The 20,794-nt window shown below is 70.1% G+C and carries 19 protein-coding genes; 11 read left to right on the forward strand and 8 right to left on the reverse strand.

Features of this window, described 5'->3' with window-relative positions; all coding sequences use genetic code 11:
- Positions 1–24: 24 nt before the first annotated feature.
- Both qcrC and ctaE read right to left on the reverse strand, forming a co-directional pair.
- Complete coding sequence (gene qcrC / locus VNR19_RS01675; RefSeq protein WP_325031840.1) at positions 25–825, reverse strand: cytochrome bc1 complex diheme cytochrome c subunit; 801 nt, start codon at positions 823–825, stop codon at positions 25–27.
- A 19-nt stretch (positions 826–844) separates the two neighbouring features.
- Positions 845–1,447: an aa3-type cytochrome oxidase subunit III gene (gene ctaE / locus VNR19_RS01680; RefSeq protein ID WP_325723310.1), complete on the reverse strand. Its 603-nt coding sequence runs from the start codon at positions 1,445–1,447 to the stop codon at positions 845–847.
- A gap of 235 nt (positions 1,448–1,682) precedes the next feature.
- Here ctaE and trpD point away from each other — a divergent pair, with 235 nt between their 5' ends.
- From trpD to VNR19_RS01705, 5 genes are all read left to right on the forward strand, one after another.
- Positions 1,683–2,747 carry an anthranilate phosphoribosyltransferase gene (gene trpD / locus VNR19_RS01685; protein WP_325723270.1) on the forward strand — a complete coding sequence of 355 codons (1,065 nt, stop codon included), beginning with the start codon at positions 1,683–1,685 and terminating at the stop codon, positions 2,745–2,747.
- Positions 2,748–2,849: 102 nt separating this feature from the next.
- Entirely contained in the window at positions 2,850–3,353 is a 504-nt protein-coding gene (locus tag VNR19_RS01690) for an aromatic ring-opening dioxygenase LigA (RefSeq protein ID WP_325723272.1), read from the forward strand.
- A gap of 38 nt (positions 3,354–3,391) precedes the next feature.
- Positions 3,392–4,387 carry a PHP domain-containing protein gene (locus VNR19_RS01695; RefSeq protein WP_325723274.1) on the forward strand — a complete coding sequence of 332 codons (996 nt, stop codon included), beginning with the start codon at positions 3,392–3,394 and terminating at the stop codon, positions 4,385–4,387.
- A gap of 55 nt (positions 4,388–4,442) precedes the next feature.
- Positions 4,443–4,949, forward strand: a complete 507-nt coding sequence (locus VNR19_RS01700; RefSeq protein ID WP_325723276.1) for a ClbS/DfsB family four-helix bundle protein — start codon at positions 4,443–4,445, stop codon at positions 4,947–4,949.
- A 9-nt stretch (positions 4,950–4,958) separates the two neighbouring features.
- A complete protein-coding gene (locus tag VNR19_RS01705) occupies positions 4,959–6,242 on the forward strand; it encodes an MFS transporter (protein ID WP_325723278.1) in 1,284 nt (427 codons plus the stop codon).
- A 17-nt stretch (positions 6,243–6,259) separates the two neighbouring features.
- On the opposite strand, the gene VNR19_RS01710 is transcribed toward VNR19_RS01705, so the two are convergent.
- The 3 genes from VNR19_RS01710 to VNR19_RS01720 form a co-directional block, all read right to left on the reverse strand.
- Positions 6,260–7,195: a 5'-3' exonuclease gene (locus VNR19_RS01710; RefSeq protein ID WP_325723280.1), complete on the reverse strand. Its 936-nt coding sequence runs from the start codon at positions 7,193–7,195 to the stop codon at positions 6,260–6,262.
- Between the two features lie 85 nt (positions 7,196–7,280).
- Positions 7,281–8,645, reverse strand: coding sequence for an MFS transporter (locus tag VNR19_RS01715; protein WP_325723282.1), 1,365 nt, complete (start codon positions 8,643–8,645; stop codon positions 7,281–7,283).
- A gap of 54 nt (positions 8,646–8,699) precedes the next feature.
- Positions 8,700–10,193, reverse strand: a complete 1,494-nt coding sequence (locus VNR19_RS01720; RefSeq protein ID WP_325723284.1) for a GH1 family beta-glucosidase — start codon at positions 10,191–10,193, stop codon at positions 8,700–8,702.
- 296 nt (positions 10,194–10,489) lie between these two features.
- Between VNR19_RS01720 and ileS the strand changes: the two genes are divergently transcribed.
- Genes ileS through ndk form a run of 4 tightly spaced genes read left to right on the forward strand, consistent with a single transcriptional unit; the run spans position 10,490 to position 16,059 of the window.
- Entirely contained in the window at positions 10,490–13,861 is a 3,372-nt protein-coding gene (gene ileS / locus VNR19_RS01725; protein WP_325723287.1) for an isoleucine--tRNA ligase, read from the forward strand.
- Positions 13,858–15,216 carry a bifunctional folylpolyglutamate synthase/dihydrofolate synthase gene (locus tag VNR19_RS01730; RefSeq protein ID WP_325723289.1) on the forward strand — a complete coding sequence of 453 codons (1,359 nt, stop codon included), beginning with the start codon at positions 13,858–13,860 and terminating at the stop codon, positions 15,214–15,216. The genes ileS and VNR19_RS01730 overlap by 4 nt, the downstream gene beginning before the upstream one ends.
- Positions 15,213–15,641, forward strand: a complete 429-nt coding sequence (locus VNR19_RS01735; protein WP_325723290.1) for a DUF4233 domain-containing protein — start codon at positions 15,213–15,215, stop codon at positions 15,639–15,641. The genes VNR19_RS01730 and VNR19_RS01735 overlap by 4 nt, the downstream gene beginning before the upstream one ends.
- A 1-nt stretch (position 15,642) precedes the next feature.
- Entirely contained in the window at positions 15,643–16,059 is a 417-nt protein-coding gene (gene ndk / locus VNR19_RS01740; protein WP_325723292.1) for a nucleoside-diphosphate kinase, read from the forward strand.
- Between the two features lie 27 nt (positions 16,060–16,086).
- On the opposite strand, the gene VNR19_RS01745 is transcribed toward ndk, so the two are convergent.
- Together VNR19_RS01745 and VNR19_RS01750 are read right to left on the reverse strand one after the other, a co-directional pair.
- Positions 16,087–16,530: a hypothetical protein gene (locus tag VNR19_RS01745; protein WP_325723294.1), complete on the reverse strand. Its 444-nt coding sequence runs from the start codon at positions 16,528–16,530 to the stop codon at positions 16,087–16,089.
- 38 nt (positions 16,531–16,568) lie between these two features.
- Positions 16,569–17,171: a vitamin K epoxide reductase family protein gene (locus VNR19_RS01750; protein WP_325723296.1), complete on the reverse strand. Its 603-nt coding sequence runs from the start codon at positions 17,169–17,171 to the stop codon at positions 16,569–16,571.
- A gap of 316 nt (positions 17,172–17,487) precedes the next feature.
- On the opposite strand from VNR19_RS01750, the gene VNR19_RS01755 reads away from it, so the two are divergent.
- Positions 17,488–20,055 (forward strand): Rne/Rng family ribonuclease, encoded by a 2,568-nt coding sequence (locus VNR19_RS01755; protein ID WP_325723298.1) that lies wholly within the window; start codon positions 17,488–17,490, stop codon positions 20,053–20,055.
- Positions 20,056–20,085: 30 nt separating this feature from the next.
- Here VNR19_RS01755 and VNR19_RS01760 read toward each other — a convergent pair whose 3' ends face one another.
- A complete protein-coding gene (locus VNR19_RS01760) occupies positions 20,086–20,352 on the reverse strand; it encodes a DUF4031 domain-containing protein (RefSeq protein ID WP_325723300.1) in 267 nt (88 codons plus the stop codon).
- Positions 20,353–20,525: 173 nt separating this feature from the next.
- Between VNR19_RS01760 and rplU the strand changes: the two genes are divergently transcribed.
- Positions 20,526–20,794 (forward strand): 50S ribosomal protein L21 (rplU, locus tag VNR19_RS01765; protein ID WP_325723302.1); only part of this gene is annotated, 269 nt, incomplete at its 3' end.

Below are 20,794 nucleotides of genomic sequence, written 5' to 3' on the forward strand. Positions count from 1 at the left end.
CTTCGCGTGAGTGTCGTCGTCGATTCAGTTGGACTTCGCCGTGATCCACACGGTGATGGCGATCAGCGCACCGATGCCGAAGATCCAGATGAACAGGCCCTCCGAGACCGGGCCCAGCGAGCCGAGCGTGAAGCCTCCGGCGGACTCCTCGTTCTGCAGGAAGATGAGCGCCGAGATGATGTCGCGCTTGTCTTCGAGCGAGAGGTTCATATCGCCGAACACGGGCATGTTCTGCGGACCCGTCACCATCGCCGCGTACATGTGCAGCGGGCTCGTGGTGTGGAGAGCGGGGGCGTACTTGCCCTCGGTGAGCGCGCCGCCGGCGGCGGCGACGTTGTGGCACATCGCGCAGTTGATGCGGAACAGCTCGGCTCCGCGCGCGATGTCGCCCTCGCCGTCGAGCACCTCCGGGTCGGGGTACGTCGGGCCGGGCGAGGTCGACTGCACGTAGGCGGCGATCGCCTCGATCTGCTCCTGGGTGAACTGCGGCGGCTTCTGCGGAGCCTGCGGCCCCTGCATCTGCAGCGGCATGCGCCCGGTCGCGAGCTGGAACTCGACCGAAAGCTCACCGACGCCGTACAGCGAGGGGCCGTCTTCCGACCCCTCGAGGTTGAGGCCGTGGCAGGTGGCGCAGTTCGCCTGGAACAGCAGCTTGCCGTCTTCGACGGTCAGGGTGCTCGAGGCCGACGGCTCCGCCGTCGCGGCCATCGCCGCCGACGCGCCGGCGTAGACGCCACCGGTGATCAGAAGACCGATACCGATGAGGGCGGCCGCCGCCCAGGGACTCCGGCGCCCGTGCGAGCGGCGCTTGCTCTCTCGTGCCATGTCGGGATTCCGCTCCGCTCTATCTCAGGAAGTAGATGACGATGAACAGCGCGATCCAGACGACGTCCACGAAGTGCCAGTAGTACGACACGACGATGGAGGACGTCATCTCCTTGCGCCCGAAGTTGCGGACCGCGTACGCGCGGCCGATGACGAGCAGGAACGCGATGAGACCGCCGGTCACGTGCAGGGCGTGGAAGCCCGTCGTGAGGTAGAAGGCAGACGCATACGAGTCGGCCTGGATCGGCATGCCCTCGAACACCAGCTGTGCGTACTCCCACACCTGGCCGGACACGAAGACGGCGCCCATGAAGAAGGTGAGGAAGAACCACTCGACCATGCCCCACCGGCGGACGTTCCAGAAGCCGCCCGTACGGTACGGCTGGAACCGCTCAGCGGCGAAGACGCCCATCTGGCAGGTGAAGCTCGAAAGCACCAGGATGAGCGTGTTCACGGCGGCGAAGGGGATGTTCAGCAGCGCGGTGCGGTCCGCCCACAGTTCAGGGGACGTGGCCCGCAGGGTGAAGTAGATCGCGAAGAGTCCCGCGAAGAACATCACCTCGCTGCCGAGCCAAACGATCGTTCCGACAGCGACCGGATCAGGACGCTTGACGGATCGCATGGCCTGGGAATAGGTCGCTGGCGTGCTCGTCACGTCCCCATTATGGCTGATCCTGAGAGACGCTTCATGCACCGCCGATCATCCAGCGGGCTGAAAGAGAACTTCGGGCCACCTAAGAGGGGGCTGACAACCCGCCGGGAGATCGCCAGACGACTGTCGGGCGGCCCGAACCATCCCCATTCGGCGGCTCACTCGGCGATCGGCGTGCCCCTGTCGCGCACTAGGCTTCTGGGTCATGGCGGAGCTGTACTCGTGGCCGGAGATCCTCTCGAGCCTGCTCGACGGCAAGGACCTGAGCGTGTCCGAGTCGACGTGGGCGATGCGTCAGATCATGAGCGGGTCGGCGACGCCGTCCCAGCTGGGCGCGTTCCTGGTGGCTCTGCGCGCGAAGGGCGAGACGGTCGATGAGATCGTCGGATTCCGCGACGCGATCCTCGAGGCAGCGCTTCCGCTTCCCGTGTCTCCCGACGTGCTCGACATCGTCGGCACCGGCGGCGACCGCTTCGGCACGGTGAACGTGTCGACGACGGCGGCGATCGTGGCCGCCGCATCCGGGATCCCCGTCGTCAAGCACGGCAACAAGGCCGCCAGCAGCTCGTCGGGCTCGTCCGACGTGCTCCGCGCGCTCGGCGTCGACCTCGAGCTCTCGCCCGAGGCGGTCGCAGAGACGCTCGACCGGGCCGGACTCACGTTCGTGTTCGCGACCGCCTTCCACCCCGGCTTCCGGCACGCGGGTCCGACGCGCGCCGAGCTCGGCGTCCCGACGGTGTTCAACTTCCTCGGTCCGCTGTGCAACCCGGCCCGCGCCGAGGCGAATGCGGTCGGCGTCGCGCACCTCGACCGCGTGCCGCTCATCACGGGCGTGTTCCGCACGCGCGGTGCGACGGCACTCGTGTTCCGCGGCGACGACGGGCTCGACGAGCTCACGACGACCGGCCACAGCCGCCTGTGGGAGGTGAGTCGCGGCGACATCCACGAGCACGATCTCGATCCGCGCGATCTCGGAATCCCGCTCGCCGACATCGACGACCTCCTCGGTGGCGATCCCGCGCACAACGCCGAGGTCGTGCGACGCGTGCTCGCGGGCGAGAAGGGTCCGGTGCGCGACATCGTGCTGCTCAACGCCGCGGCCGGCATCGTGGCGTATCGCCTGTTCCGCGACGCATCCGAAGTGCAGCGCCCGATCCTCGAGCGCCTCGGCGAGGCGATGGAGCTCGGCGCGGCGGCCATCGACGAGGGCAGGGCGGCGGCGACGCTCGACCGCTGGATCGAGGTCACGACCTCGCTCGCGCCCGCCTGACCGCCCCTTCTCCGCACACGCGCGCAGCGCTCTGGCGGCGTGTCGCCGCCGGACGCTAGGTTTGCCGCAGCATCCGTTCGGGAATTCGAAGAGGAGCTCGCCATGTCAGACGCCGCCGCCCCCGAGGCCCCAGACGCGATCGCCCCGCCCGCCCGCAAGACGGGGGGCGTGAAGGTCGTCGGGATCCTCGGCATCCTCGCGGGCATCGCACTCATCGTCGTCGCGATCGTCGTGTGGATCGTCGTGACGATGCAGCTGCGCGCCGAGAACATCACGATCCCCGACGACGCGATGGCGTTCCAGGGTCAACAGGTGTCGGGCCCCTTCACGGCGTACGTGCAGGCCGACATCATCAACCGCCACGCGCTCGAGGCCTCCGGCGGCCAGACGTACGCCGAGCTTGCGCAGGACGACCCGATCCGCGCCACGATGATGAACGCGTCGTTCCTGCGCGCGTCGCTGTTCACATCCGTCGTCTCGTACGGCGTCGCCGCCTTCGCCGCCGCGGTCGGTGTGCTCTCGATCATGTTCGGATGGGCGCTGCACCGGCTCGCTGTGGCGCCCGTCGTCGTGAAGCGTTCGGCGTTCGCCGCGCCGGGGGAGTGACCCGCCCGGCATGAGCGGCGCGTCCCGCGGAGACCGCGATGCATCCGCGTGATGCCCTCATCGAGATCGCGACGCTCCTCGAGCGCGAGCGGTCGTCACGCTACAAGTCGAAGGCGTTCCGGGCGGCGGCCGACGCGATCGCGGGGCTGAGCGACGAGGACCTGCGCGACGCGGCGTCCCTCCGTCGCCGAAAGGGAATCGGCGAGTCGACGTTCGCGGTCATCCAAGAGGCACTCGCCGGCGGCGTCCCCGCCTACCTGGCGGATCTGCGCGAGCGCGCAGGAGTGCAGCGCGAATCGAATCTGCGTGCTCAGTTGCGCGGCGATCTGCACAGCCACAGCGACTGGTCGGACGGGCTCACCTCGATCGACCTCATGGTCGAGACGGCGCGCATCCTGGGGCACGAATACCTCGCGCTCACCGACCACTCACCGCGTCTGCGGGTCGCCAACGGACTCTCGGCCGAGCGACTGCGCGCGCAGCGCGAGGTCGTCGAGCGCTTCCGCGACGAGAAGTTCACGCTTCTGTGGGGCATCGAGGTCGACATCCTCGATGACGGTGCGCTCGACCAGGAGCCCGAGCTGCTCGACGAGCTCGACGTCGTCGTGGCGTCGGCGCACTCCAAGCTCCGGATGGATTCCGGGCCGATGACGCGCCGCTTCGTCGAGGCGGTGTCGAACCCGCGCACGGATGTGCTCGGGCACGTGACGGGTCGGCTCGTCGAGGGGTCGCGCGGTACACGCCCGCAGTCGACGTTCGACGCGCGCGCGGTGTTCGAGGCGTGCGCGGAGCACGGCGTCGCCGTCGAGATCAACTCGCGGCCGGAGCGTCAGGATCCGCCCGACGAGCTTCTCGCGCTCGCACTCGAGATCGGATGCCTCTTCTCGATCGACTCCGACGCGCACGCGCCCGGCCAGCTCTCGCTCATCGACTACGGCGCCGAGCGCGCCGAGCGTGCGGGCGTGCCCGCCGACCGGATCGTCACGACGTGGCCCCTGGAACGGCTGCGTGAGTGGCTGCGGCGCCCCCGATGAGCCCCCGGATGAACCCTCGCCCGACTCCGCCCGGCAACGGTACGTTCGGATGATGGTGGACTTCACGAGGGACGAGCTGCTCGAGCGCAACGACGAGGAGTTCGAGGCGCTCATCGGGCTGATCGACTCGCTGCCTCCGGAGCGCCTCGACGAGGAGTTCGCCGGCGACGGGCGCGATCGCAACGTGCGAGACGTCGTCGCCCACCTGCACGCGTGGCACATCCTCTTCGAGGGCTGGTACGCCGAGGGGACGACCGGCGGCATCCCCGCGATCCCCGCCGACGGATACTCGTGGTCGCAGCTCGCCGAGCTCAACGAGGATCTGCGTCAGCAGTGGCAGGACACGAGCCTGCACGACCTGCTCGCGCTGCTGAAGGCGTCCCATCAGTCGCTGCAGGCGGATGTCGCGCTGCACTCCGACGCCGAGCTCAGCGACCCCGACATCCACCCCTGGACGCAGGGTTCGCCGCTCGGCGAGTTCGCGCTGGAGTGCGGCGGCAACCATTACCACTGGGCGCGCAACGCGATCGCCACCGGGCTGCGCCTGGAGGCGGCCGCCTAGACTCGTGAGGTGAACGTGCGCCCGGCATCCGACGCGAGAAGCCGGATGCCGTGGCTCGTGATCACGGGCGTGCTCGTCGCGGCGTTGAGCCTGCGCGGACCCATCGTGGCGCCCACCCCCGTGCTGTCGGCCATCGAGCGCGATCTCGACGTCGGGTCGACGGCCGCGGGCCTGCTCACGACGGCTCCCGTGCTCATGTTCGCGCTGCTCACGCCGGTCGCGGCCGTCGTGATCCGACGGGCGGGCGCCGAGACGGCGCTGGTCCTCTCTCTCAGCGGTGTGCTTCTCGGCACGTTCATCCGCGCTCTGCCCGGCTTCGGCTCGATGCTGACCGGGATGGTCGTGATCGGCGCGTCCATCACGATCGGCAACGTCGTCATCCCGGTCATCATCCGCCGGGACGTGCGTCCCGAGCGCGTCGCGATCGTTACCGCGGCGTACGCCGCGATGCTCAACGCCGGATCGCTCATCACGTCGCTGCTCACCGCGCCGCTCGCGTCGGTGCTCGGGTGGCCGGCGGCACTGCTCACGTGGTCGGTCATCACGATCGCCGGCATCATCGTGTGGGCCGCGCACCTGCAGCGCGAGCGGCGAGCCGGCGAGGATCCCGACGAGCAGTACTCCGGGGTCCCGGCGCCGGCGGCGTCCGCACCGACACCTGGGCGAGACGTCGATCCCGAGATCCTCACGGGACCGCTTCCCGTCGTCACCCGACACAGACGGATGCTCCGCCGCCCCGTCACGTGGCTGCTCGTCGCCTCGTTCGCGCTCCAGTGCACGATCTACTACGCGCTGTCGACGTGGTTGCCGACGTTCGCCGCCGATGAGCTGCAGCTCGACGCGGCATCCGCCGGCGCGATCGCGTCCGTCTACCAGGGTGTCGGCATCGCGGGGGCGTTCCTCGTGCCGCTGCTCATGCGCTTCACTCCGCGGATCGTGACGCCCCTCGTGATCTGCGCGTCGTGGCTCGTCGTCACGATCGGCCTCCTCGTCGATCCGGGGCCGCTGTGGGTGTGGCTGTCGATCGGCGCGATCGGGCACGCGGGCGGCTTCGTCGTCATCTTCTCCGCGCTCGTCGCGGTCGCGCGCGACGACGCCGAGGCCGCCGGGCTGTCGGCGCTCGTGCAGGGCGTCGGATACGCGATCGGCGCCCTCGGTGCGCCGGTCGTGGGCGCGCTGCACGAGGCGACGGGGGAGTGGACGTCCGCCCTCGTGCTGCTTGTCGTGCTCGCGATCGGCTACTGCGCGACGCTCCTGGGTGCCATCGCCGCGGCACGGCGCCCCGGGCGCTGAGCCCGGACGCGCCCTCGTCAGTCCGTCTCGACCCGGTCGAGCGCCTCGATGAGCCGCGTCATCGAGCCGCCGAGTCCCCAGTGCTCGGCGAAGGCCGCCGCATCCGTCTTCGCGGAGTCGTGCAGCGGACGCAGACGCGCGTCGACGTCGGGCAGGTCGAGGTCGCGGACGACCCCGACGACTTCGGGCGCGACCGCCAGGTACGGAAGGCCGGCGGTGATCTTGGCGCGAACGCCCGCGCTCATGCCGCCCTCGCCGCTCTCGGCGGCGGCGATGATGCCCGGGAGGTCGCCGTACGCGGCGAGGAGCCCGGCCGCCGACTTCTCGCCGATGCCCGCGACGCCCGGAAGACCGTCGGAGGAGTCCCCGCGCAGCGTCGCGAAGTCGGCGTACTGCTGCGGCAGCACCCCGTACTTCTTGACGACGGTCTCGTCGGTCACGACCTCGAGGTTGCTCATGCCCCGCGCGGTGTAGACGACCCGCACGTCGCGCGCGTCGTCGACGAGCTGGAAGAGATCGCGGTCGCCCGTCACGATGTCGACAGGCTGTGTCGCGCGCGTCGCGAGCGTGCCGATGACGTCGTCGGCCTCGTGCTCGGCGGCTCCGACGATGACGATGCCGACCGCCGCGAGCGCTTCGCGGATGATCGGCACCTGCACCTCGAGCGGATCGGGCACGACCTCGATGTCGGGAGCACCCTCCACGACCTGCGCGACGCGGTGCGTCTTGTACGACGGGATGAGGTCGACGCGCCACTGCGGGCGCCAATCGTCGTCCCAGCACGCGACGAGGTCGGTCGGCGTGTACGTCGTGACGAGTCGCGCGATGATGTCGAGGAACCCGCGCACCGCGTTGACGGGCGTGCCGTCAGGAGCGCGCACCTTGTCGGGCACGCCGTAGAACGCGCGGAAGTAGAGCGAAGCACTGTCGAGCAGCATGAGGCGGCCGGGCATGCGCTCATCCTGTCACGGGTCGGCGACACGGGCCCGGCGACGACGCGAGGTGGCGGATGCCGCGGCATCCGCCACCCGCATCGCGTCAGCGCGCGGCTGCGACCGGCGCGTCGAGCTCCTCGGGAGCGGGCCCCGCCTCGGGCACGGGACGCGTGCGCGCGAGGCGCGCAGCCGCCCACGCGGCGACGAGCGTGACCGCCGACATCACGGCGAGGATGATGCCCGGATGCCACCACGCGAAGTCCGTCGCGCCGCCGAGCGCCGTCGTGAGCAGCGGCACGAAGCCGCTCACCGTCGCCGCGAACGCGTACGAGACCGACAGCGCGGAGTAGCGGAAGTGGTCGGGGAACAGATCGTTCATGAGCCCGCCGAGCGCAGCCCAGGCCATCGTCGGGAGGATGCCGCCGACGATCATGGTGCCGACGAGGATCGGGAACGTCGCGAACTGCAGGAGCCAGTACATCGGGAACGTGACGAGGAGCGTGCCCAGGGCGCCCCACAAGACGACCTGCGCCGATCCGATGCGGTTGGCCCACGCACCGAAGAGGGGGATGGTCACAAGTTGCAGCAGGCCGCCGATCGTCGTCGCGATGAGCAGGTCCTGGAAGCTGAACCCGAGCTCGGTCACGCCGTAGTTCACGGTGTACGTGTTCATGAGCGAGTACGAGCCGATGCCGAGGAGCGCGGCGCCGATCGCGATGAGGATCGCGACGGGGCGCACGCGGAACATCGTCAGGAACGGCACCTTGTCTCGCCGACCCTCCGCGACGACGCCCTCGAACACGGGCGTCTCGGTGATCGTGATGCGCAGGTAGAGCGACACCGCGAGCAGCGGCAGAGCGATGAGGAACGGGATGCGCCAGCCCCACGCCGCGAGTTGGTCGGCGGGCAGTGCGATCGTCATGACGATGAAGAGAGCCGCCGACAGGATCGAGCCGACGGGGGAGCCGAGCTGCGGCACGGCGGCGTAGAACGCGCGCTTGATCGGGTTGGCGTGCTCGGTCGCGAGGAGGATCGATCCTCCCCACTCGCCGCCGAGCGAGAGGCCCTGCGCGATGCGGAGGATCACGAGGAACACCGCACCGAACCAGCCCGCCTGCGCGTACGTCGGCAGCACGCCGATGAGTCCGGTCGCGACGCCCATGATGCCGATCGTCCACAGGAGGGTCGCGCGACGGCCGAGGCGGTCGCCCATGTGGCCGAAGATCACCGCGCCGATCGGGCGCACGACGAACGCGACCGCGACGGTCGAGAACGCGAGGAGCGTGCCGCCGAACTCGCCGAGCGGCTCGAAGAAGAGGGGTCCGACGAAGAAGGCCGAGAAGTACGCGAAGACGTAGAAGTCGAACGACTCGAGGGACGTGCCGACCATCGAGGCCCAGGCCACGCGGCGGACGGAGGAGGAACCGGAGGAACCGGATGCCGCAGGGGCGGCGTCTGCTGTTGTCACGAGCGTCTATCCTGCCACCGCTCGAGGGTTGATGGATCCGATCCAGGAAGTCTGTTACGCGGGCGGCACCGCGGTCGCCGCGATGACGTCGGCGTAGAACTCCGCACTCCGCTTCGGAAGTCGCTCCTGCGTCTGGAAGTCGACCGCGATGATGCCCCACCGCTGTGTGTACCCCTCCGCCCATTCGAAGTTGTCGAGCAATGACCACACGTAATACCCCTCGAGCGGCACCCCGTCGGCGATCGCACGCGATGCCTGCTGGAAGTGCGCGCGGAAGAACTCGAGGCGCTCAGGGTCGTCCACCGTGACCGCGGGCGACCGGTCGGGGATGCCGTTCTCGGTGATCAGCAGCGGGATCGCGGGGTAATCCGTCGCGAGCCGCGTGAGCAGGTCGTGCATCCCCTCCGGCAGCATCTGCTGCCACGGCGCCGCGGACGTCGGGGCCACCTGCGTCTCGCGGCCGTCGGGGCGGACGCCCGTCACGCCGTAGTACTGCACCGCGAGGAAGTCCAGGGGAGCCGCGATCGTCTCGAGGTCCCCGGCCTTCTGCAGTCCGGCGAAGGTCACCGGGTCGGCGGGGAGCTGTCCGGCATCGCCGCCCACGGCGTCATCCGGGTACGTGCCGAGCAGCACGGGGTCGAGGAACAGCCGGTTCTCGCGGGCGTCCACGCGCACCGCCGCCTCCGGTTCGCCGGGGTCGGTCGGGTACGCGGGGATGAGGTTCAACGCGATGCCGATGCGTCCCGCCGCGCCGCTCAGGCGGAACCGCTCGACGGCGCGTCCGTGTGCGAGCAGCTGGTGGTGCACGGCCGCCGCGGCGACGTCGGGTGAGCGCAGACCCGGCGCATGCGCCCCGTACCAATGACCCACGTACGCGTGGGTCTTCGGCTCGTTGAGCGTCATCCAGTCGGCTTCCACGTCGCCGAACGCCTCGAAGCACGCGGCCGCGTACTCGGCGAACAGGTCCGCCGTCTCGCGCTGGACCCACCCGCCGGCGTCCTGCACCCATTGCGGCAGGTCCCAGTGGAACAGCGTGATGGCGGGACGGATGCCGCGCGACACGAGCGCGTCGATCACGCGCCGATAGTGGTCGATGCCGCGCGATTCGATCGTGCCCGTGCTGGTCGGCACGATGCGCGACCACGACAGTGAGAAGCGGTAGGCCGAGAGGCCGAGGCTCGCCATGAGGTCGATGTCCTCTTCGTACCGCCGGTACTGATCCGCTGCCGGCTCGCCGGTCGACCCGTCGCGGATCGTCCCCGCACGGGCGGCGAACGTGTCCCACACCGACGGGGTGCGCCCGTCGGCCGTGAGCGACCCCTCGACCTGGAACGCGCTGGTGGCGGCTCCCCACGTGAAGCCGGTCGGGAAGCCCATCGGCTCGGCGGGCGGGGACCACGGGGTGGGGCTGGGAATCGCGGTCGGGGCGGGGATGGGCGGCGCATCCGCCGTGCAGGCCGCGAGCGCGGCCGCCATCGCGCCGGCGCCTGCGGCCGTCAGCAGCGTGCGGCGCGTGATCACGGGACGGGGGAACGGGGTGTCTGGCATCGTCGCCTCAGCTCGGGGCTGTCAGGGGAAGCCTACGACGATCGTCGAGCCGGTAAGATCGAGGGGAACGACGTCGATCCGGCCATCACCGGGGAGTCTTCGGAAGAACGCGACGGGTCCCCGTGCCCGGCGTCAGTAGAACCGAACGGGTCAGGCCCGTCACAGCCGCAGTGAGAGGGGGCCCGGGTCTCGGGCGAGCGCATCTCGCGCACGAGACCTCGAGGTCAAGCAGGGTGGTACCGCGGTCCGCGAGGGTCGTCCCGGCAGATGAGCATTCGAGCACCTGCTGGAGAGACATGACCTACCCCCGCCCTTCCGCTTTCGGCCCCGCCGCCGATGCGACGCCGTCCGCTGTCGTGCCGAGCCCGCGCTTCCCCGAGATCGAGCTCGAGGTGCTCGACTTCTGGAAGAACGACGACACGTTCCGCGCGTCGATCGCGCAGCGCGAGGGCGCTCCCGAGTGGGTCTTCTACGACGGCCCGCCGTTCGCGAACGGTCTGCCGCACTACGGGCACCTTCTGACCGGCTACGCGAAGGATCTCTTCCCGCGTTTTCAGACGATGCGCGGCCACAAGGTCGACCGCGTGTTCGGGTGGGACACGCACGGTCTTCCCGCCGAGCTCGAGGCGATGAAGCAGCTCGACATCACCGAGAAGCAGCAGATCGAGGAGATGGGCATCGCGGCGTTCAACGCGAAGGCCCGCGAGTCGGTGCTCGAGTACACACGGGAGTGGGAGGACTACGTCACCCGCCAGGCGCGCTGGGTCGACTTCGAACGCGGCTACAAGACGCTCGACACGACCTATATGGAGTCGGTGCTGTGGGCGTTCAAGACGCTCTACGACAAGGGCCTCGCGTACGAGGGCTACCGCGTGCTGCCGTACTGCTGGCGCGACGAGACGCCGCTGTCGAGCCATGAGCTGCGCATGGACGACGACGTGTACAAGATGCGCCAGGACCCGTCCGTGACCGTCACCTTCCCGCTCGTCGGCGCGAAGGCCGAGGCGCTCGGCCTCACCGGTGTGCGGGCGCTCGCGTGGACGACGACCCCGTGGACGCTGCCGACCAACCTCGCGCTGGCCGTCGGTCCCGACATCCGCTATGTCGTCCTTCCCGGCGGCCCGAACGGCGCCTCGGACGTCCCGGCGGGCGATGACCGCGAGAGCGCCGTCGCGCACCGGTACCTCCTCGCGGAGGAACTTCTGGGCGGCTACGCGAAGGACCTCGGCTACGAGTCGCCCGAGGCGGCGCGCGAGGCGGTCGAGCGCGTGGTCCTGGGCTCCGAGCTCGACGGGGTCTCGTACGACCGCCTGTTCGACTATTACGCGGATGCCGAGACCTGGGGCACCCAGAACGCGTGGCGCATCATCGCCGACGACTACGTGACGACCAGCGACGGCACGGGCATCGTGCACCAGGCGCCGGCGTACGGTGAAGACGACCAGCGCGTGGCCGAGGCGGCCGGGATCCCGACGATCCTGTCGCTCGACGACGGAGGGCGCTTCCTGCCGCACGTGACGGATGTCGCGGGCCAGCTGTGGATGGACGCCAACACGCCCCTCGTGCGCCTCCTGCGCCAGAACGGGCGACTGCTGCGCCTCGCGAGCTACGAGCACTCGTACCCGCACTGCTGGCGCTGCCGCAATCCCCTCATCTACAAGGCGGTCTCGAGCTGGTTCGTGCGCGTGACCGCGATCAAGGACCGCATGCTCGAGAACAACGAGCAGATCATGTGGGTGCCCGAGAATGTCAAGCACGGGCAGTTCGGCAAGTGGCTCGAGGGCGCGCGCGACTGGTCGGTGAGCCGCAACCGCTACTGGGGCTCGCCGATCCCGGTGTGGAAGAGCGACGACCCGGAGTACCCGCGCGTCGATGTGTACGGGTCGCTCGAGGAGCTCGAGCGCGACTTCGGCGCGCTGCCGCGCAACGAGGCGGGCGAGATCGACCTGCACCGCCCGTTCATCGACGAGCTTACGCGCCCGAACCCAGACGACCCGACCGGCCGCAGCACGATGCGGCGCATCGAAGACGTGTTCGACGTGTGGTTCGACTCGGGATCGATGCCGTATGCGCAGGTGCACTACCCGTTCGAGAACCGCGAGTGGTTCGAGACGCATTCGCCGGCGGACTTCATCGTCGAGTACATCGGCCAGACGCGCGGCTGGTTCTACGTCATGCACGTGCTGTCGACCGCGCTGTTCGACCGGCCGGCGTTCACGGGCGTGTCGTGCCACGGCATCGTGCTCGGCAGCGACGGGCAGAAGATGTCGAAGTCGCTGCGCAACTACCCCGACGTGAGCGAGGTCTTCGATCGCGACGGCTCCGACGCGATGCGCTGGTTCCTGATGGCGAGCTCGGTGCTGCGCGGCGGCAACCTCATCGTCACGGAGGAGGGCATCCGCGCCGGCGTGCGCGAGTTCCTTCTGCCGCTGTGGAACGCGTGGTACTTCTTCGCGACGTACGCGAACGCGGCCGGCGGCTCAGAGGGCTCGGGCTACGAGGCGTCGTGGCGCACCGACTCCACCGACGTGCTCGACCGGTACATCCTCGCGCTCACGGGCGACCTCGTGCGCGGTGTCGCCGCCGACCTGGAGGTGCTCGACTCGACGCTCGCAGCGGCGAAGCTGCGCGACTTCGCCGAGGTGCTGACGAACTGGTACATCCGGCGTTCGCGCGACCGGTTCTGGATGGGCGTGTCGGAGGACCCGGCGAGCCGCGAGGCGTTCGACACCCTCTACACGGTGCTCGAGACGCTCACGCGTGTGGCGGCACCGCTCATCCCCCTCATCTCGGAGCGCGTGTGGCAGGGGCTCACCGGCGGACGCAGCGTGCACCTGCAGGACTGGCCGGATGTGGAGCAGTTCCCGTCCGCCGACGACATCCGCTCCGCGATGGACACCGTCCGCGAGGTGTCGAGCGTCGCGAACGCGCTCCGCAAGAAGGAGGGCAAGCGCGTGCGCCTGCCGCTCGCGAAACTGACGGTGGCGGTGACGGATGCCGCGTCCCTCGCCCAGTTCGAGGACATCCTGCGCGACGAGCTCAACGTGAAGGCGGTCGAGCTCGTGCCGCTCACCGAGACTCTCGCCGAGGAGTACGGCATCAGCCGGCGCCTCACGGTCAACGCGCGCGCCGCGGGCCCGCGCCTGGGCAAGCAGGTGCAGCATGTCATCGCCGGGGCGAAGGCGGGCGTGTGGGAGGAGCGCGACGGCGTCGTGGTCGTCGACGGCATCCCGCTGGAACCCGGCGAGTACGATCTCGCACTCGAGGCCGGGGGTGTCGGCGACGGCACCGCGATCGCGCTGCTGCCGTCGGGGGGCTTCGTGCTGCTCGACACGACCACGACGCCCGAGCTCGAAGCCGAGGGCCTCGCGCGCGACGTCATCCGTGCCGTGCAGGACACGCGCAAGGCCGCCGGCTTCGAGGTGAGCGACCGCATCCGACTCGAGCTCGCGTTCGACGATGTCGAAGACCGCGTCGCGGTCGAGACGGCGTTCGACGTCGCGAACGTCGCCGGTGAGACCCTCGCGGTCGAGCACTCCCTGTACGGGCCTCGCGGCAGCCGTCCCGGAAAGCCCGAGCCCGGGTACGTCGCCGAGTTCGCGGCCGGAACATTCGCGAACCGCGGCGCGTTCGAGGTCGCGGTGACGAAGGTGGAGGCATCCGCATGAGCGAAAAGGATCGGCGCCGCGCCGATCGCGTCTACGAGACCCTCCTGCAGCGGCAGGGGGAGCAGTGGGTGCAACCGCGCGTCGAGCGCACGCGCCGCGTGCTGGAGCTCCTCGACGACCCGCAGAAGACGTATCGCGTCGTCCACGTGACGGGCACGAACGGGAAGACCTCGACGAGCCGAATGATCGAGAGCCTCGTGCGCGCGCACGGCCTGCGCACGGGCATGTTCACGAGCCCGCACCTCGAGAGGTTCACCGAGCGCATCATGATCGACGGCGAGCCCGTGTCGGATGCCGCGATCGCCGACGCGTGGGACGAGGTCGAGCCCATCGTGGACATCGTCGACGCCGAGCTCGCGGCCGCGGGCGACGCGCCGCTCACGTTCTTCGAGCTGCTGACGGTGCTCGCGTTCGTCGCGTGCGCGGACGCTCCGGTCGACGTGCTCGTGCTCGAGGTGGGCATGGGCGGCTCGTGGGACTCCACGAACACGGCCGACGGAGACGTCGCGGTGATCGCGCCGATCGATGTCGACCACGCCGACCGCCTGGGCGACACGATCCGGGAGATCACGGGCGTCAAGGCAGGGATCATCAAGGACGGCGCATCCGTCGTCTCGGCGCACCAGGATCCCGCCGCGGCCGCCGTGCTGCGCGAGGTCGCGGCGCGCCGCGGTGCGTCGATCGCGTTCGAGGGGGAGGAGTTCGCCCTCACCGACGATCGGCTCGCCGTCGGCGGGCAGCTCATCACCGTGCGGGGCCTGGCGGCCACGTACGAGGAGGAGTACCTGCCGCTCTACGGACAGCACCAGGGCCGCAACGCGGCGCTCGCGATCGCCGCGGTCGAGTCGCTCATCGGAGCGGGGTCGATCGCGATCGCGGGTGACGTGCTGGCCGAGGGACTCGGGCAGGTCACGTCGCCCGGACGCCTGCAGCTCGTCGGGGCGGACCCGACGGTGATCGTCGACGCGGCGCACAACCCGCACGGGGCCCGCTCCCTGGTCGCGGCGCTGCGCGAGGCGTTCGACTTCGACGAGTGGGGCGTCGTGCTGGGCGTCCTGTCCGACAAGGACGCCGCGGGCATCGTCGCCGAGATCACGCCCCTCGCCGCGCACGTCTTCGCGACGTCGCCCGACTCCGAGCGCGCCAACGACGCCGACGCGATCGCCGATCTCGTGGAGGCCGCAGGCGTGAGCGTCACGGTGCACCCCGAGCTCGCCGAGGCGGCCGAAGAGGCGCGGCGGTGGGCCGCGGCATCCGACCGTCGTGCCGTCGTCATCGCGGGATCCGTCGTGCTGGCGGGCGAGGCCCTCACGCTCTCGACCGTCGAGGACTGGAAGTCCGGGTGGGAGGCGTGAGCGCCCGACGCGGACGCCGACCGCGCGGGGCGGCCGAGTCGCTCGGGGCGATCGTCCTCGGGTTCGAGTCGGTCGTCGTGTTCCTCGGCGGGCTCGTCGTCTACGGCTTGAAGGCGCTGCCCGCGAGCCTCGAACCGTGGTGGGGCATCGTCGCGGGCGCGACCCTCGCGGTGCTCATGATCGTCACCGCGGGGCTGCTGCGCCACCGCTGGGCCATCGCGCTCGGGTGGCTGTGGCAGCTCGTGCTCGCCGCGGGTGCGATCCTGCTTCCGTCGCTCCTGATCGTCGCGCTCATTTTCGGTGCGATGTGGGGGTATGCCACGATCAAGGGGGCGGCGCTCGACCGCCGCAACGCGCGACTGGCCGCCGAAGCCGGCGGTGTCGCCGACGTCCCCCACGAGACCGACAGGGCGAACGGAGACTGACATGCCCACCGAAGAGACCCTCGTCCTTGTGAAGCCCGATGCCGTCGCTCGCGGCCTCACCGGAGCGATCCTCGCGCGCATCGAAGCGAAGGGCTATTCACTCGTCGACATCAAGCTCGTCGAGCCCGACCGCGACCGCCTCGAGGCGCACTACGCCGAGCACGAGGGCAAGCCGTTCTACGAGCCGCTCCTCGAGTTCATGATGTCGGGCCCGTCGGTCGCGATCCGCCTCGCGGGCAACCGCGTCATCGAGGGCTTCCGCTCGCTCGCGGGCACGACCGATCCGACCACCGCCGCCCCCGGCACCATTCGCGGCGACTACGGTCGCGACTGGGGCCTCCAGGTGCAGCAGAACCTCGTACACGGATCGGACTCGCCCGAGTCGGCCGCGCGCGAGCTCGCGATCTGGTTCCGCTGAGCCGGAAGGATCGAGACGGATGCCGCGTTACGGTGCGGCGACCGTGAATCGCACCTCCGCGGGCGCGCAGGATGCCTCGTCGGGGCACTCCTGCGTCTCCCAGTAATTCGCGATCCACGCGATCGCGGGGCCGGGGTGGATCGTCGGTGGGACCGTTATCGACACTTCGAACGATCCGTCCGCGTCGGGCTCCACGCGCGCCTGCGCGAGCGGGATGCGCTCGCCGTCGGGCTGGATGCGGACGGCCCACTCGGTGCCTTCGGACGCGGGGCACGGGTTCGTGGTCGCGACCGTCACGATGCGGCCGGGCTTGGGGTTCTCGGGCGACACGCTCAGCTCGGGGATGCACACCGCGGACGGCGGATCCGACGTCGGCACGCACCCCGGCAGCGTGAACGCGCCGATGGCCACCACCGCGAGGGTCATTCCGGCGGCGGCGCGGGGGCGGGGCATCCGTTTCGTGACACGCATGAGGCGACGCTACGACTCCGCGCCGACAACCGGAAGCGTCAGAAGAGCGAGCCGAGCACGTCGAGGCGCAGCTGCGCGATGACCGCGACGATCGCGTAGCTGACGACCGCGAGGAGGGGCGTCCAGCCCATGAGCTCTTCGGCGCCGCGGCGGATGGACGCGGGCGCGGGGAGGATCCCGGTGCGCAGCACGTGCAGCGTCACGACGTAGAACGACGGGATCGTCACGACCCACGTGACCATGCACCACGGGCACAGCGTTCCGATCACGAAGATGCTCTGCGCGATGAGCCACACGACGAACACGAACGCGAACGTCATGCCGAGTTCGAACAGCCACCAGAACCACCGCGCGAAGCGCGCGCCCGCGAGGATCGCGAAGCCGACCACGATCGGCGCGATCCACCCCGCGAGCCCGATGATGGGGTTCGGGAACCCGAACACCGAGCCCTGCCACGACTCGAGGTTCTTGCCGCACTGCACGAGCGGGCTGAAGTCGCACGATGCCTGCGAGCCCGGGTTCTCGAGCAGGTGCAGCCGCTCCATCGTGAGCGAGAACGCCGCCCACCAGCCGATGACGCCGGCGATGATGAGCCACACGGCCGTGGCGGTGGGACGCACGTGCGTCTGCGGTTCGGGCATGCGACGGATTATGGCATCGACGACTGGGCGGAGGCCGCCGCATCCGCCGTGGAAACCGCGCCGGTTCCCGCGAGATGGGCAAACCTCCGGGAAGGTGCGATAATGGATGGGATGTGTCGCGGCCGCGCCGCGAACACCGCATCAACGCAGACTTCGGGCGATGACAGCCCCCGCAGCGAACTCCGCCGACAGAGCCGGGTTCCGCTGCAGACCGAGTGAGTTCGCAGCACCGCCCCGGACCGGAGGGCACGGAGCGGCGCAGCACGAGATTTCGCCGGGCGGCGCGCGGTGCCGCCCCGCAGGGAGTACGCCGTAGATGGCTGATGAGAATGACACACACGCCGACCCCCGCCCCGAATCCGACGCTCCGGTAGCCGTTCCGCCGTCCGCGGAGGCGGACGACGCGGCGAGCGTCGAGACCGAGGCGGTCATCGAGTCGGTCGAGGCGACCGAGGGCGACACCGTCCCGGATGCACCGGATCCCGAGCAGGGCTCCGACGACGAGCCGGCGCAGGAGTCGGGCGCGGCGGCAGAGGCTTCCGAGGACTCCGCCACCGAGCAGGAGCAGACTTCCGTCGACGAGGCGGAGCAGGCGGCCGAGACGCCCGCCGGGACCGAGCCGGATGCCGGGTCCAACGCCGACCAGACGACGGAGGCGGCCGAGGCGACTGAGCCGGCTGAGCCGGTCGAGACGCCGGAGCCCGAGGCGGCGGAGGCCGAGTCGGCCGAGGAGCCGGAGGCCGCCGACGAGACGCCGGCGCCTGAGACCGAGTCGTCGGAGGACGCCGAGCCCGCGGCCGAGGAGGCCCCGCCCGCGCCGCCGACCGCGCAGAGCCTGGGGCTGCTGCCCGAGGTGTTCGTGTCGGCGGTCTCGACCGATCTCCACTTCTACGCGCCGGAGATCACGCTCCTGCCGCCCCGACAGAGTCCGCAGCGCGACGACGACAGCGGCTCGTCCGGATCTCGTCGTCGCCGCCGACGCGGTGGCGGGGGAGAAGGGCGCGACGAGGCATCCGACTCGTCGAAGGATTCGGGCGACCAGCCCGCACCGCGCAAGCAGCGCGCCGTCGAGCTCATCACCGAGCCGCAGCGCATCAAGGGCTCCACGCGCCTCGAGGCCAAGAAGCAGCGTCGCCGCGACGGCCGTGAGGCCGGGCGTCGCCGTGCGGTGGTGACCGAGGCCGAGTTCCTCGCGCGCCGCGAGGCGGTCGACCGCGAAATGATCGTGCGCTCCAAGAACGGCCGCATCCAGATCGCGGTGCTCGAAGACAAGGTGCTCGTCGAGCACTACGTCGCGCGCAACCAGGACGCGTCGCTCATCGGCAACGTGTACCTCGGCCGTGTGCAGAACGTGCTGCCGAGCATGGAGGCCGCGTTCGTCGACATCGGCCGCGGTCGCAACGCGGTGCTGTACTCGGGCGAGGTCGACTGGGACGCGGTCGAGACCGGCAACCAGCCGCGTCGCATCGAGCTCGCGCTCAAGACCGGCGACCGCGTGCTCGTGCAGGTCACGAAGGACCCGGTCGGCCACAAGGGCGCGCGTCTGACGAGCCAGATCTCGCTCCCGGGCCGCTACCTCGTGTACGTGCCCGGCGGTGCCATGAACGGCATCTCGCGCAAGCTGCCCGACACCGAGCGCGCGCGCCTCAAGAAGATCCTCAAGGAGGTGCTTCCCGAGTCGTCGGGCGTCATCGTCCGCACGGCGGCCGAGGGCGCGACCGAGGAGCAGCTCACGCGCGACGTGCAGCGCCTCACGAACCAGTGGGAGCACATCTCGAAGCAGGTCGAGACGATCCAGGCTCCGGCGCTGCTGCACTCCGAGCCCGATCTCCTCGTCAAGATCGTCCGCGACGTCTTCAACGAGGACTTCTCGCGCATGCTCATCCAGGGTGATGATGCGCACCACACCATCACGAAGTACCTCGAGTCGGTCGCACCCGATCTGCTCGACCGCGTCGAGCGCTATGAGGGCGACGGCGACCCGTTCGACGAGTTCCGCATCACCGAGCAGATCGAGAAGGCGCTCGACCGCAAGGTGTGGCTGCCTTCGGGCGGTTCGCTCGTGATCGACCGCACCGAGGCCATGACGGTCATCGACGTCAACACGGGCAAGTTCGTCGGCTCGGGCGGCAACCTCGAAGAGACGGTCACGAAGAACAACCTCGAGGCGGCCGAGGAGATCGTGCGCCAGCTGCGGCTGCGCGACATCGGCGGCATCATCGTGGTCGACTTCATCGACATGGTGCTCGAGTCCAACCGTGACCTCGTGCTTCGTCGCCTCGTCGAGTGCCTGAGCCGTGACCGAACGAAGCACCAGGTCGCCGAGGTGACCTCGCTCGGCCTCGTGCAGATGACGCGCAAGAAGCTCGGCCTCGGCCTGCTCGAGACCTTCAGCGAGCCGTGCGAGGTGTGCGCGGGCCGTGGCCTCATCGTGCACCACGACCCGGTGGTCAAGCACCGCGCGTCGGCGAGCTCGCAGGGCGGACGCCGCTCGTCGCGCCAGAGCGGCGGCTCGTCGCAGCCCGGTACCGGCACGCACGTGATCACCGAAGGCGTCAAGTCCGCCCTCGCGCAGATCGCGGCGTCGACGATCCATCACACCGAGGACGAGGCGCGCGAGCAGGCGGCATCCGAGCCCATCCTGCCGCTCCCCGTCGCCGAGAAGGCCGACAAGCCCGCGAAGGCCGACAAGCCCGAGCGCAAGAAGCGCAAGAAGAAGGCGGATGCCCCGGCAGCGCCCAAGACCGAGAAGGAGCTCCTGCTCGACTCGGTGCTCAACGCGCTCCCCGAGCCGAAGGCGCCGGGGCAGGGACGGGCGCGCCGCCGCGTGACGACCGCCGCCCTGACGGGTACGCCGGTCTCGCACACGCCCTCCGAAGACTGACGCGGTGCGCGCCTTCCCAGGAGGGGAGGCTCAGCGCCGGTCGCGGGCTCGCACGCGCAGCCCGGATGCGATGAGCGCCCGCACGAGAGTGTGGGCGCTCACGTGTCGGGCGCCGGCCGCCACGAGGCGTGCGTGCGCCTCATCCGGGACGTCGTAGTGGTCGAGGTCGAATCCGCGGCGCGGGATGCCGTTCGCCGCGGCGAACGCGTGCAGCTCGTCGAGGTTCGAGTCGCTGACCAAGTGCGCCCACAGGCGCCCGTGAGCGGGCCACTGGGGGTCGTCGATCAGGATCGCCACGCGCCGATCCTATGCACGCGGAACGGGTGGAGGGGCCGTCGGGGCACAGGGTGGATGCTTTTGCCAAGGGTGTGAGGCATCCGGTAAAGTAGACCTTTGGTGCGTCGAGACATCCGCGCCACGTCTTTCATGACATCCCGAGCGCGTGCGCTCCCAGAAGAAACAGGTGTGAAGTGGTTTACGCAGTTGTGCGCGCCGGCGGGCGACAGGAGAAGGTCGAGGTCGGCTCGATCGTCGTTCTCGATCGCCAGGCCGCGAAGGTCGGCGACAAGATCGAGCTGCCCGCCGTGCTGTTCGTCGACGGCGACTCCGTCACGACCGACGCCGACAAGCTCGCCAAGGTCACGGTGACCGCCGAGGTTCTCGGTGAGGAGCGCGGCCCGAAGATCGTGATCCAGAAGTTCAAGAACAAGACCGGCTACAAGAAGCGCCAGGGCCACCG

Origin of the sequence: Microbacterium sp. (assembly GCF_035556355.1) — a bacterium.
GTDB lineage: Bacteria > Actinomycetota > Actinomycetes > Actinomycetales > Microbacteriaceae > Microbacterium.